12 protein-coding genes are annotated in these 12,731 nt (G+C 37.9%); 4 read left to right on the top strand and 8 right to left on the bottom strand.

All coding sequences use genetic code 11. From position 1 onward, the window contains the following. Window positions 1–49: 49 nt before the first annotated feature. Window positions 50–1,465 carry an NADP-dependent phosphogluconate dehydrogenase gene (gene gndA / locus RCG19_RS15290; RefSeq protein ID WP_308107829.1) on the bottom strand — a complete coding sequence of 472 codons (1,416 nt, stop codon included), beginning with the start codon at window positions 1,463–1,465 and terminating at the stop codon, window positions 50–52. A 141-nt stretch (window positions 1,466–1,606) separates the two neighbouring features. Further along, window positions 1,607–3,010, bottom strand: a complete 1,404-nt coding sequence (uxaC, locus tag RCG19_RS15285; RefSeq protein ID WP_308107828.1) for a glucuronate isomerase — start codon at window positions 3,008–3,010, stop codon at window positions 1,607–1,609. 255 nt (window positions 3,011–3,265) lie between these two features. Here uxaC and RCG19_RS15280 point away from each other — a divergent pair, with 255 nt between their 5' ends. Beyond that, window positions 3,266–4,459 (top strand): ROK family protein, encoded by a 1,194-nt coding sequence (locus RCG19_RS15280; protein WP_308107827.1) that lies wholly within the window; start codon window positions 3,266–3,268, stop codon window positions 4,457–4,459. A 150-nt stretch (window positions 4,460–4,609) separates the two neighbouring features. Here RCG19_RS15280 and RCG19_RS15275 read toward each other — a convergent pair whose 3' ends face one another. After that, window positions 4,610–6,025 carry an MFS transporter gene (locus RCG19_RS15275; RefSeq protein ID WP_308107826.1) on the bottom strand — a complete coding sequence of 472 codons (1,416 nt, stop codon included), beginning with the start codon at window positions 6,023–6,025 and terminating at the stop codon, window positions 4,610–4,612. A gap of 369 nt (window positions 6,026–6,394) precedes the next feature. After that, the gene (locus RCG19_RS15270; RefSeq protein ID WP_308107825.1) at window positions 6,395–6,535 is read right to left on the bottom strand and encodes a hypothetical protein; all 141 of its coding nucleotides are present in this window, start codon (window positions 6,533–6,535) and stop codon (window positions 6,395–6,397) included. Window positions 6,536–6,710: 175 nt separating this feature from the next. Here RCG19_RS15270 and RCG19_RS15265 point away from each other — a divergent pair, with 175 nt between their 5' ends. The 3 genes from RCG19_RS15265 (at window position 6,711) to RCG19_RS15250 (ending at window position 8,838) form a co-directional block, all read left to right on the top strand. Continuing rightward, window positions 6,711–7,361 (top strand): FMN-dependent NADH-azoreductase, encoded by a 651-nt coding sequence (locus RCG19_RS15265; RefSeq protein ID WP_166243018.1) that lies wholly within the window; start codon window positions 6,711–6,713, stop codon window positions 7,359–7,361. Window positions 7,362–7,564: 203 nt separating this feature from the next. Then, window positions 7,565–8,209, top strand: coding sequence for a hypothetical protein (locus RCG19_RS15260; RefSeq protein WP_308107823.1), 645 nt, complete (start codon window positions 7,565–7,567; stop codon window positions 8,207–8,209). Beyond that, window positions 8,194–8,838, top strand: coding sequence for an ATP-binding protein (locus tag RCG19_RS15250; RefSeq protein WP_374049618.1), 645 nt, complete (start codon window positions 8,194–8,196; stop codon window positions 8,836–8,838). The genes RCG19_RS15260 and RCG19_RS15250 overlap by 16 nt, the downstream gene beginning before the upstream one ends. Before the next feature lie 28 nt (window positions 8,839–8,866). Here RCG19_RS15250 and RCG19_RS15245 read toward each other — a convergent pair whose 3' ends face one another. The 4 genes from RCG19_RS15245 to nagA all read right to left on the bottom strand — a co-directional run bounded on the left by RCG19_RS15245 (window position 8,867) and on the right by nagA (window position 12,680). Continuing rightward, a complete protein-coding gene (locus RCG19_RS15245) occupies window positions 8,867–9,847 on the bottom strand; it encodes a CAP domain-containing protein (RefSeq protein ID WP_308107820.1) in 981 nt (326 codons plus the stop codon). Window positions 9,848–9,936: 89 nt separating this feature from the next. Further along, window positions 9,937–10,659, bottom strand: a complete 723-nt coding sequence (locus tag RCG19_RS15240) for a GntR family transcriptional regulator (RefSeq protein WP_308107819.1) — start codon at window positions 10,657–10,659, stop codon at window positions 9,937–9,939. An 84-nt stretch (window positions 10,660–10,743) separates the two neighbouring features. Beyond that, the gene (nagB, locus tag RCG19_RS15235) at window positions 10,744–11,484 is read right to left on the bottom strand and encodes a glucosamine-6-phosphate deaminase (protein ID WP_166243012.1); all 741 of its coding nucleotides are present in this window, start codon (window positions 11,482–11,484) and stop codon (window positions 10,744–10,746) included. Next, on the bottom strand, window positions 11,481–12,680 hold the full coding sequence (gene nagA / locus RCG19_RS15230) for an N-acetylglucosamine-6-phosphate deacetylase (protein ID WP_308107818.1): 1,200 nt from the start codon (window positions 12,678–12,680) through the stop codon (window positions 11,481–11,483). Before nagA ends, nagB begins: the two co-directional genes overlap by 4 nt. Between the last annotated feature and the right edge of the window lie 51 nt (window positions 12,681–12,731).

Here is a 12,731-nt window from a genome sequence, read left to right as displayed (position 1 = left end):
AGCCTTTTATGCTTTGTTTTGTCTCTTTTATAGAAGATGTGGAAAAGCCTTACTTTTCCATCCAATTTGTATGGAATATTCCTTCTTTATCCACACGTTGATACGTATGGGCACCAAAGTAATCACGTTGTGCTTGCAATAGGTTTGCAGGAAGTGTTTCCGTACGATAACTGTCATAATATGCGATAGCACTTGCGAATGATGGCACTGGGATACCACGTTCAATAGCTACTGAAAGCACTTGACGAAGTGCCGGTTGATACCCTTCAACAATTTCTTTAAAGTATGGATCTAATAATAGATTTGCTAACTGAGAATCACGGTCGTACGCATCTTTAATTTTTTGTAAGAATTGAGCACGGATAATGCAGCCGCCGCGGAAAATCATCGCGATATTTCCGTATTGAAGATTCCAATCGTATTCTTCAGATGCCACACGCATTTGGGCAAAGCCTTGTGCATATGACACAATTTTACTCATATATAGTGCTTTACGAACTGCTTCAATTAATTCTTCTTTATTTCCTTCAAATGGTTTTACAGCTGGACCATTTAAAACTTGACTAGCCTTCACACGTTCTTCTTTCATTGCTGAGATAAAACGGGCAAAAACTGATTCTGTGATGATGGGAAGCGGGACACCTAAATCTAAAGCGTTTTGGCTTGTCCATTTACCAGTTCCTTTTTGACCAGCAGTATCTAGAATCACGTCAACTAAAGGTTTTCCTGTTTCTTCATCCACTTTTGTAAAAATATCTGCGGTAATTTCAATTAAGTAGCTGTCAAGCTCGCCTTTATTCCATTCTGCAAACACACCATGAAGCTCTTCAGTGCTTAAACCAAGGACATTCTTCAGAATAAAGTATGCTTCACAAATTAATTGCATATCACCATATTCAATTCCATTATGAACCATTTTCACATAATGACCTGCACCGTTTGGTCCAATATATGTACAGCATGGGTCCCCTTCAACCTTAGCTGAAATCGCCTCTAGGATTGGCTTTACTAAATCATAGGCTTCTTTATTACCGCCAGGCATAATGGAAGGACCTTTTAATGCCCCTTCTTCACCGCCGGAAACACCCGTTCCGATAAAATGGAACCCTGCATTTGCAAGTTCTTTATTACGTCTAATTGTATCTTGGAAAAAGGTATTACCACCATCAATGAGGATATCGCCTTCTTCAAGGAATGGTTTTAATGAATCAATCGTTCCATCTGTTGCATTACCAGCTTTAACCATCAATAAGATTTTACGTGGTTTTTCTAACGAATGAACAAATTCCTCAACGGTACGAGCACCGACAAAGTTTTTACCCTCCGCTTCATTTTTCAGAAACGCTTCAGTTTTATCATATGAACGGTTAAAAACGGCAACCGAATAGCCGCGGCTTTCAATATTCAAAGCGAGGTTTTTCCCCATTACCGCTAGGCCAACTACACCAATTTGTTGTTTTGACATATTTAATCCCTTTCCTTTCTAAAATCAATATTATCCTATTCTAACCTATTTTTTATTTTAACTCATCTAATTAAACACTTATTTTACAAATGTAATCAAGGAAGAACCCTCGACGTGGCTCTCCCTGTCTTTCTGAAGCCATTATCTTTCTAAAAAGAATTTTTCAGCATTATGATAGCATATATTCCGTACCATTTGTTCCATATGCTTCATATTATTCGGTGCCAAGCCTTGCTCTACCCATCCACCAAGAATGTTACAAAGTATGCGACGGAAATAGTCATGACGTGCATAAGAAAGGAAGCTGCGTGAGTCTGTCAGCATACCAATAAAGTGGCTGAGTAAGCCAACATTAGCAAAGTCCTTCATTTGTCTTTCCATGCCATCAATATGGTCAAGGAACCACCAGCCAGAGCCTAATTGGACTTTTCCTGGAATTCCTTCTTCATAGAAGTTCCCCATCATCCCTGCTAAAACGACATTATCTTTTTGATTTAAGTTAAATAATACTGTTCTTGGTAAGGCATTTTCCTGATCAAGTGCATCTAGGAAGCGGGACAGACCTTCAGCCATATTCGCTTCGCCAACAGAATCAAATCCTGTGTCAGGTCCAATTAGCTCTTTCATTCTCGAGTTATTGCTTCTCATTGCACCCATATGAAGCTGCATAACCCATTGTTTTTCAGCGTACATTTTTCCTAGCTCTTTCAAAACGAAAATACGATACGCTACTACTTCATCATTTGTAAGTGGTTCCCCGTTTAAACGTTTATTGAAAATAGCTTCAACCTGATCCTTCGTTGTTTCCACATAGTCCATTTTTTGAATGTCATGATCGGAAGCACGGCCACCGTTTTCATGAAAAAATTCAACCCGCTGTCTCAGTGCGCCTATAAATCCATCAAATGTATCTACATTTATACCTGAAACCTGAGCTAACTTTCCAATCCAGCTAGTGAAGGTAGGACGATCAATGAAAAGTGCACCATCCGGACGGAATGTTGGAGCAATCATTGTTTTAAATGAATCATCATTTTTTAATAATTGATGGTATTCAAGGGTTGAAATTGGATCATCTGTCGTACCAATAAACTTCACATTAGATTTCTCAATGAATGCTCTCGCACTAAATTCAGGCATTTGTAATTTGTCGTTACACTCTTCCCATACCTCACGGGCTGTTTCCGGACTTAGTAGTGTATCAATACCGAAATACATTTTCAATTCTAATTGTGCCCAATGATAAACAGGATTTCCGATTAAATGAGGCATCGTTTCTGCCCAAACTTCGAATTTCTCCCAATCCGTAGCATCACCGGTAATGTATTTTTCCGCTACACCATGCATCCGCATAGTCCGCCATTTATAATGATCTCCCCCAAGCCAGATTTGAGTTATATTTTCATATGACTTGTTTTCCCATACTTCTTGTGGGTTCAAATGGCAATGAAAATCAAAAATGGGTGCCTCGGCTGCAGCATTTTTATATAGTTTGATTGCGGTGTCTGTGTTTAGCAAAAAGTGTTTGTCTAAAAAGGACTTCATCAAAATTCCTCCCGATTTACTGAAATAAATACTACTATCATGCTCTTTTGTAAACCCTTCCAAGGTATAAAAAAATAAAAATCGCGTCTTCCTCTTTAATTTGTTTATTAAACAAATTAACTATATTTCTACATTATCATGTTTAGTTTGTTTCGTCAATTGACAATTTATGATTTAAAATAAATATGCTAAACTATGCATGTCATTACCTGTTATAATGGTTGTAGATTGTAAGAATGAAAATGGAGGATAAGTATGGTTACCGGTGATGCGGCTTATATCAAAAAAATTAATCGCTCCTTAATCATCAGAGAAATTGTAAAAGAAGGAATGATTTCAAGGGCGGATTTATCAAAAGTCACTGCTCTAACACGAGCAACGATTTCAGCACAAGTAGCAGACTTACTAGATGAAGGATTAATTGTCGAAACACAACTAGAGCATAATCATGTCGGCCGGAAGCCAATCATGCTGTCTTTAAATGGACAAGCTGGCTATGCACTTGGAATTGACCTCGATTATGGTCAACTATCATTTACCCTTTCCAATCTTTTAGGTCAGCCTATTTCTTCTACTACTATTGGAATAGATACTACAGATTACTATAAGATTCTGCATCTCTTACTTGAGCAGATTCAAAAATACAGATCTGAGTGTATTGACAGTCGTTATGGGATTGTTGGAATTGTCATTGCTATTCACGGCCTTGTCTCGACAGACGAACTTGTGCATTATGTACCCAAGTTTAACTGGCATGATGTACACTTGAAAAATGATTTAGAAAATGTACTGGGTATCAATATATATCTTGAAAACAATGCAAATCTATCTGCGTTCGCAGAGAGAGTGTTTGTGCACCATGAAACGAATAATCTTTTATGTGCTACCCTCTACTCTGGAATCGGTCTCGGGATGATGATGAACAGCGAATTTTTTCGCGGTCATGACGGGTACGCGGGTGAAGCAGGTCACATGATTATCATGCCAGGTGGAAAACCTTGCAACTGTGGAAACAAAGGATGCTGGGAAAAGTATGCCTCAGAATCGAGTATTTTTGATTATCTTTCTGAAAAAAGAGGGATTAAAAATCTAACCTATGAACAAATTCAACAATGGCTGGATGAAGGTGACGAAGAGGTACACGAGTTGCTGGAGCAATTCATTTATTACCTTTCAATTGGATTAAATAATATGATTAACATGTACAATCCAGACGTACTTGTATTGGATAGTGAATTGCTGCAGATGGTTCCGAACTCTTTGGAGAAAATCCGTAATAACCTACATTCTTCCATCAGCCACTATCGTGAATTATTGATTTCTACGATTGGAAAAAAATCCTGTGGACTTGGAGCATGCGCACTTGCTATTAAACAATTCCTTGAGGTGCCAATGCTGAATTTTACTTACAATGACCAAAGGGAGAAAAATGAAAGCGGAAACAAATAATGCACACTACTTTAAATGGAAGAACCTCTGTTGAAGCAGAAGGTTCTTTTTTTCTGGACTTCTTAAACGGTTTTAAATATCACTTTTCATACAAAAAAACCGATTACCATTCATATGGGTAACCGGGGATGACTTTACAAATACTGTGATTTAGTTTCGTACCTTTCTTCTTTCAGCTAAATCAGCTGTAAGCTGAATAGTACGTTTTTTATTTAATGGATAAAAGAATACCAAGATTAAGAATACAACTAGAAGAAGTAAGGCAGGTACTAAAGTTGCCAGTGAATGAATACCATGCAGTGCTTCTTGTGTTTGTGTCTGACTTGCTGAATTATATCCAACTGCTGCAATCGCATAACCACCGAGACCACCAGCAACAGCTTGACCTACTTTACGAGCAAATGAATAGATAGAGTATACAGTTCCATCTTCTCGCAATCCAGTTACGTATTCATGATAATCAATGACATCTGTTACGAATGCCCAAATCACTAGATTAAAGAAGGAGAATCCAAACATTCCAACAGCTAAAACACCGGTAAATTGACCTACAGTTAAGTTAGGCAAGAAATATAATAGCGCGTATACAACAATAGAGAGAAGTAGTCCTGCAGATGCTAATTCCTTTTTACCAAACTTAGCTACTAACGGTTTAACCATCGGCATAGCAATAATTAACGCAACTGTCTGGATAAGACCTACCATACTTAATGCCTTGGCGTTGCTGAAATAATCTTTAAATAAGTAAACATTTACTGTACCCACGAGCATGAAACATACCAAGAAAAGTAATGAAGCAACTAAAATCCAAATTAATGGTTTGTTTTTTCCAAGGCCTTTTACTGTTTGGGCAAAGTTTCCTTTTGGTGTTTCAGAATTAGGAGCAACAATTCGTTCAACTGTTAATGTATAACAAGCCATATAACATGCTAGAGAAAGAACACCGAAAATGACGGCACCGAGAATAAAACGATTTGCATCAGCCTTATTATCTACAAATAAGATTAATGGACCAACAACGTTTATAATTAATCCCGCTAACGCTCCACCAAGTGAACGGAAGGTTGATAAGGTTGTTCGTTCAACTGGATCTGCGGTCATCACAGACGCCATAGAACCGTATGGAATATTCACAGTGCTATATAAAGTTCCCCATAAAAGATAGGTTACAAATGCATAGGCTTCATAAAATCCAGTAGACATCCCTGGGATATGAACGAACATTATTACACCCACTATTACAAGGGGAAAAGACATTCTGAAAATCCATGGTCTGAATTTGCCGTTTTTCCCGGCTTTTCTTGAGTCAATGAAACGCCCAACCGTTACATCTGCAATAGCATCCCACAAACGGGCAACTAAAAAGAGAGTTCCTACAAGTGCTGGACTTATATGATATACATCTGTATAGAAAACCATGAGGAACGATGCTGCTAAGATAAAGAAAAAGTCATTGCCCCAGTCACCAAACATATAACCAATTTTATCCCTCATCCCAAAAGGACGGACAGCATTTCCAATGATATTTGTTGCTGGCGTATCTAATTTTTTAGCAGGTTGACCCATTTCTAACCCCTCCATTTGATTAGCTGTATTTGGGAGATATCTCTTACAAATATGCCTTTTTTTATCTGGATTTTCTTTTCCCTAAACATGAAACCCTTTTCATTTACGTTTAAAAAATTTCCATTCCAACTCGAGATTGGTTTTAAATTCCATTAATTTGTTTATTAAACTTACAAATTAATTTGTACATTTAGAATATCACCCATCCTTTTATACGTCAACAACTTTTTGTAAGCGCTGATAAAATGTTTTTTGAATTTTTAAACTCAGTATTGTTTGAAGCCGTGTGTAAAAAAGGGATGTAAGTCGTGGAAATTACCACAACTTACATCCTCTATACTTACTAGACAAAAAGATACCTCATTACTCTCAATTGTTATCCCTTTCTTTTTGAGCCGAGTCGGCAGTTTTTCCTTCTAGAATGACACGATCAATATCAAGATAGGGCTTGCCCCTTATTGCCTCATTTGTAACAATCATGACTTTTTCATTCTTCTTCTCCTTCATCATCTATACCTCCAAAAAATCAATTAAACATAGTTTGTTCATTTTGTTTATGGTTAACTCACATCATGATTAAAAGTCATTTAATGTTCAAGAATTTCACGCTTTGTTCAATATTGGGCATAGGTTTCTTTTCTATAATAAATATATAAATGAAATTAAATAGATGGGTTGTGTAGGAATGGAAAAGCTACTGTATGTGACAGCAAATCCAAAAGGGTTAGAAAAATCAAAGGGGCTGCAAATTGGGGAAGCCTTTCTTGAGACTTTTAAGCAGGAACTTCCTGACGTACAAATAAAGAAAATGGATTTGTTCACTTTAGATTTTGCCCAAATGGATGCGGATCTCGTTTCTGCTAGAGGCAAATTAGCTGGTTATGGCTATACTCTTGATCAGCTGACAGATCCGGAACGAGAAAAAATCCTCAAAATGCATGCCCTTGCCGATGAATTTATTAGTTATGACTATTATGTTTTTGTTTCCCCAATGTGGAATTTGAGTTCCCCTGCGGTTTTAAAGGCCTTCCTTGATAATTTGTTTGTAGCTGGAAAGACATTTGTTCATACTCCCAACGGGCCAAAAGGTCTTTTAACGAATAAGAAAGCTATTCACATCCAAACAAGAGGCGGTCAATATACAGGGACACCGATGCAGGAAATGGAATCAGGTGATCGCTATTTAAAAATAGCACTCCGCTTCTTGGGGATTGAGGTGATGGAAACTATACTCGCGGAAGGATTCGATTTATTTCCACAAAAGGTAACAGAAATTATTGGAAAGGCAAAGGAAAATGCCAGACTTGCTGCTAAAGAATTAGCAATAGGCAATTAAATACCATCTATACTATTCAAGAAGGCGGAAGGAAATCAAAAATGGTATCCTTTCCTTTTTTTAGTTTGTTTTTTCGTCAAAAGCTCCCCCTTTTCCAAATATTTTGCAAATTTTGTTGTAACTTGCGGAAAATACATGTAAAATTTTCCTATAAGCCCTGTAGCGGAAAAGGGGCGGAGCACAAGTTTTGGATGGTGAAGGAAATGGAAATTACGAAACACCTTTTCTTAAATCTCTCCCTTTTTATCGTTATTCTCTTTTTTTGTTTGATATTTCTCGAAAAGGGTAAAAAATTTGCCCCTACTAAATCTTCATTAATTATTATTTTTATTGCGACATTATGGTTTTGTATTCAGTTTTCCTATACCCCCGATCCTTTTACTAGGTACGATTTAAGGATTATTCCCCTCGTCCTTGGTGGACTTTATGTTGGAATCGGGCCAATACTTATTTTAGCTCTAGTTTTTTTAAGAATCCTCTACGGATTGGATATAGGTTTTATAGAAACAACTATCCTTTATATACCATTTGCCATATTTTTTTGGAAGGTACATCCATGGTTTTTGAAACAATCCCCTGAAAGAAGAATTTTTATAACGATTTGTATGGGGATGGTCCTTGCTATTCTGACCGTGTTCGGGATGAGCCTCACGCAAAAACACTCAGACTTGTTTGATGCTTGGTTTGCCTACCTTGTTGTTCCTTCGCTCGGGATTGGCATCATTTCGTATGGGATTGAATTTGTTAGAAAAAATAATGAAATGCAGCAGCAACTTATTAAAGCAGAGAAACTAAAGGCAGTCGAGCAAATGGGGGCAGCTATTTCCATGAAATTCGAAATCCTTTAACTGCTGCCAGTGGATTTGTTCAACTTCTCCAAGATGATTACCTTTCAAGACAAAAAAGAAAAGAATACTTATCCATTGTGAAAGAGGAATTAAATTCTGCTGAAAGGGTCATTCAGGATTACTTAACCTTCGCCAAGCCATCTTTGGAGACGATTGAGGAATTGAATGTAAAAAGTGAACTCCGGCAAATTATCAATATTCTTCAACCCTTAGCAAAACAAAATTCAGTTGAAATTATTACTAACTTTTCCGTCATAGGTTTTATAAAGGGGGATGGACAGAAGTTTCGACAGTGCTTTGTCAATGTACTCAAAAATGCAATTGAATCAATGCCGTCAGGTGGGTATTTAACCATTTCAACCGAATTTAGCCAAAGCTCTGTAACCATTAAAGTCGAAGATACAGGTGTGGGAATGACAAATGGGCAGTTGGAACGATTAGGAGAACCTTTCTATTCCACAAAAGGGAAAAAGGGAACTGGGCTCGGAATGATGGTCGTTTATAGTATTGTCCGTGCAATGGATGGGTCGATTTGGGTAGAAAGTGAAGTAGGCAAAGGGACAATCTTTCTTTTTGAATTTCCAACGATTACGGCCATCAAGAAAAAGGAACAAACCTTCAGAGAATAGAATCTGCTGGTTTGTTCCTTTTTGAATATTATTTACCTATAAACATTTGTGACCAATTCTTTCCTGCTCCCTCAAATCCAACCCCAATATTTGTATATTTTGAACTAAGAATATTCGCTCGATGTCCCTCGCTGTTCATCCAGGCATTTACAACTTCTTGCGGTGTTCTTTGACCCTGAGCAATATTTTCTCCTGCAGCCTTATAGGTTACCCCAAAATCTCTCATCATATCGAACGGGGATCCGTAAGTAGGACTTGTATGTGAAAAGTAGTGATTTTGCTGCATATCCTGAGCTTTCTTTTGTGCAACACCACTTAACTGTGTATCGGCTTTTAATGCCGGAAGTCCCTTCTTACTTCGCTCAGCATTGGTTAAATTGATTACTTGCTGAACATATTGACTTACTGTTCCAGTAGTTGATGTAGTATTTTGAGACGGAGCAGCCGGTTTTGGTGCAGGTGCTGGTTGTGTTTGCTTTGGTGCTGGTGCCGGCTGTGCTTGCTTTGGAACCGGTGCCGGCTGTGCTTGCTTTGGAGCCGGTACATTTGGAACAGGGTTTTGCTGCTGCCCAATATTTGGCTGTACCTGTTGGATTACTCCAGACTGAAACAAATTCCCTTGTCTAGGGTCAATACGAATAAACTGATATTTTGCATCTCGGATTAAAACCGCCCGAGTATGGGGATATTGATCACTATTCAATGTTGTCTGGTATGCAGAAATCATGTCCTCATTATTTTTTCTATTCTTTTTCCGATCCTTAAACAAATTTAAATCACTTTCACTGTTGTTACGATTTGAATAATCCTCGGTAAGCAGACCATTATGGTCGATACCATCATCTCTGCCATTTCCTACATCCATAAAGTGGTTATTCCTGTTGGCTGTATTCATGCCTACCCGATTACCGGTTTTATCATTTATTTGATCATTGTCATTGTTATTACAAGCAGCAAGTCCCATTGTTAGAACCGCTGTTAATAGTAACCCTGCCGGTTTTTTTATCAATTGTACTACCCCCTTTTGAAAAATCCTCTTGCCTTCTTATTTTTGATTTTTCGGGGGAAGTTATTAGTGGTAATATCCGACTTAATTAGTTATCGTTTCATTTGAATCATGAATTTATATCGATCTGCACGGTAAACTGATTTCACAAATTCTACTGGGGTGCCATTATTCAAAAAGGTATTTTGTTGGATGTGCATTACTGGTGCCCCTTTTGTAATATTTAAATGGTCTGCCTCATCTTGACTCGCAATGGATGACTCAATAATCTGTGAAGCACTTTCGATTCGCAGGTTTAATTCACCTTCAATATATCCATAAAGGGATTTATTAACAATTTCTTCTGTTAATCCCTTAATAAGATCCGATGAGAGATAATTTGTTTCCAATGCCATTGGGACGCCATCCGCTAAACGGATACGTTTTATTTCATAAACAGGTTTATTTTCAGGAATTTTTAATTGACCTGCAATCTGATTTGAAGCTGGAATAATTTCAAACCTTACAAGGATGCTCTCAGGGGTAAGTCCTCTTGCTTTCATGTCTTCTGTGAAGCTTGTAAGTCCCTGCAAGGGCTGTTCAATTTTCCGTTCCGCTATAAAAGTTCCCTTTCCTTGCAACCGATATAAATACCCTTCATTCACTAGCTGGGTAAAGGCCTGTCTGACTGTCATCCGGCTAATCTGATATTTTTCAGCATATTCTCTCTCCGGCGGAAGAGCATCACCTGGAGACAATTCACCATTTTCAATTAATCCTTTAATGTGTTCCTCAAGCTGATAATAAAGTGGAATGGGGGAATTTTTGTTTATCATTCTCCTTACATACACCCTTCTAATTTAACTAACAATAACAGGTTTTGATTATCCCTTTATTCTTTTTTGATCTCTTGTTTACATTTATAAACTGGGAATTTTCAAACCTGAAACTGCTGCTTTATCAGCAATAATTGTAACATATGGATGATTCTTCAACACAGAAGCAGGAAAATTTTCTGTTATTGTTCCATTTAAAAGCCTGCCCATCGCTTCCTTTTTAGCTTCACCAGAAACTAAAAGGAGAATTTCCCTGCTTTTCATTATCGTTGAAATCCCCATTGTTATTGCCTTTGTTGGTACTTCTTCAATTCGATTAAAGTACCTTGCATTGGCATTAATTGTCGAAGGAGCCAATTCAATGACATGTGTTTGAGAGCTAAAGGCGGTCCCAGGCTCGTTAAAACCAATATGACCATTGCTGCCAATTCCAAGAACTTGCAAATCAACCCCACCATTTTTGACAAGTAATGATTCATACCGAAGACATTCTTCTTCAGCATCGTTACTATTTCCCTGCGGAACATAGGTGTTATTTTTATTGATATCAATGTGATTAAACAACTGCTCATCCATAAAATAACGATAGCTATTTTTATCTTCACCTGAAAGTCCAATATATTCATCTAAATTGAATGTGGTGACGTTTCGATAAGAAGTACCATTTTTCCGATAGTCTTCAATTATTTTCTTGTAGGTTCCAACAGGCGTTCCACCTGTGGCAAGCCCTAGGTTGATCTTGGGATTTTGACAAACCTTTTCAATAATATATTCAGCTGCTTTCTGACTCATTTCTGTGTAATCATTCACTTCGATAATTTTCATTGCTCGTTTTCCTCCCTTTTATATGAAAGTTTCCCACGACAAAATGTCATAAAAACATCCAAGTTCTCATCAAGGATGACAAGATCTGCATCCTTCCCGACTGCAATGCTTCCCTTCCTGTCAAATACATTCAATTGCTTTGCCGGATTAACAGAAGCCATTTCAATCGCTTCCTCTATGGAACAACCTGTATAGGATAAAATATTCTTTACGGCATGCCCTAATTTTAAAATACTTCCCGCAAGTGTCCCGTCAGCAAGAACTGCTTTTCCATCCTTTACTGTCACTTCTTGGCCACCCAAGTCATACATTCCATTCTTTAAGCATTTTGCCCGCATCGAATCGGTGATTAATATTAAACCGTCGCTTTGTTTATTTTTAAAAGCAAGATTCACCATCTCAGGATGAACATGGACCCCATCAACAATGATTTCCGCTTTTAATTCTTTACGTAAAAATGCTGCCCCAACAACACCTGGTTCACGGTGATGAAGTCCTCTCATTTGATTAAACAGGTGTGTCACGTGGTTTGCCCCTGCTTCGATGGCCTCGTTTACCTGTTCAAAGGTTGCATCTGTATGGCCAATCGATGCAATGATACCTTGATCCTTTAAGTAACGAATCATTTCTAATCCACCTGGCTGCTCTGGTGCCAGTGTGACCAACCTTATTGTTCCACGGGATAACTGCTGCCACTCTTTAAATAATGGTAGATTTGGGTCGACAATATGCTGAATTGGCTGGGCCCCTGCTTTATTGGCATTTACAAACGGTCCCTCAAGATGGAGTCCCAGTATTTCTGCCTTACCATGTGCTGGCTGGGTTTCCATATATTCACCGGCATTTTCTAACGCCTTTTCAATTTGTTTGCCTTCTTGAGTCATAGTAGTAGCCAAAAAGCTTGTGGTTCCTTCTTTGGGCAATGCCGCAACCATCGTATCCAATGCTTCCTTTGTTCCGTCCATTGTGTCCGCACCATTTACACCGTGTATATGCACATCAATAAAACCAGGTACCGCCCTAAAATGTGCCGGAACCTCTATTACATCATGGTCCTCGTCCTGAACAAGTTCTTCCAAGGTACCAAGTTCTGCTATTTTATCGTCTATTATTTTTATATACCCTTTTTCGATAACATGATTCTCTGTATAAATTTGAATACCCTTGAGTAAAATATGATTATCTTTTTGATTCATCTTCCATTACTTCCTTTCAGGTTATATCTTTATCTTATACCCAAAAAGTAT

It is taken from the genome of Neobacillus sp. OS1-2, assembly GCF_030915505.1.
GTDB lineage: Bacteria > Bacillota > Bacilli > Bacillales > Cytobacillaceae > Neobacillus.
This window is presented reverse-complemented; position numbering and strand designations above follow the sequence as displayed.

What these genes read in the sequence shown, in the direction of transcription:
- gndA (WP_308107829.1), bottom strand. Translation starts at nt 1,465, where the DNA reads ATGTCAAAACAACAAATTGGTGTAGTTGGCCTAGCGGTAATGGGGAAA.
- uxaC (WP_308107828.1), bottom strand. Translation starts at nt 3,010, where the DNA reads ATGAAGTCCTTTTTAGACAAACACTTTTTGCTAAACACAGACACCGCA.
- RCG19_RS15280 (WP_308107827.1), top strand. Translation starts at nt 3,266, where the DNA reads ATGGTTACCGGTGATGCGGCTTATATCAAAAAAATTAATCGCTCCTTA.
- RCG19_RS15275 (WP_308107826.1), bottom strand. Translation starts at nt 6,025, where the DNA reads ATGGGTCAACCTGCTAAAAAATTAGATACGCCAGCAACAAATATCATT.
- RCG19_RS15270 (WP_308107825.1), bottom strand. Translation starts at nt 6,535, where the DNA reads ATGATGAAGGAGAAGAAGAATGAAAAAGTCATGATTGTTACAAATGAG.
- RCG19_RS15265 (WP_166243018.1), top strand. Translation starts at nt 6,711, where the DNA reads ATGGAAAAGCTACTGTATGTGACAGCAAATCCAAAAGGGTTAGAAAAA.
- RCG19_RS15260 (WP_308107823.1), top strand. Translation starts at nt 7,565, where the DNA reads ATGGAAATTACGAAACACCTTTTCTTAAATCTCTCCCTTTTTATCGTT.
- RCG19_RS15240 (WP_308107819.1), bottom strand. Translation starts at nt 10,659, where the DNA reads ATGATAAACAAAAATTCCCCCATTCCACTTTATTATCAGCTTGAGGAA.
- nagB (WP_166243012.1), bottom strand. Translation starts at nt 11,484, where the DNA reads ATGAAAATTATCGAAGTGAATGATTACACAGAAATGAGTCAGAAAGCA.
- nagA (WP_308107818.1), bottom strand. Translation starts at nt 12,680, where the DNA reads ATGAATCAAAAAGATAATCATATTTTACTCAAGGGTATTCAAATTTAT.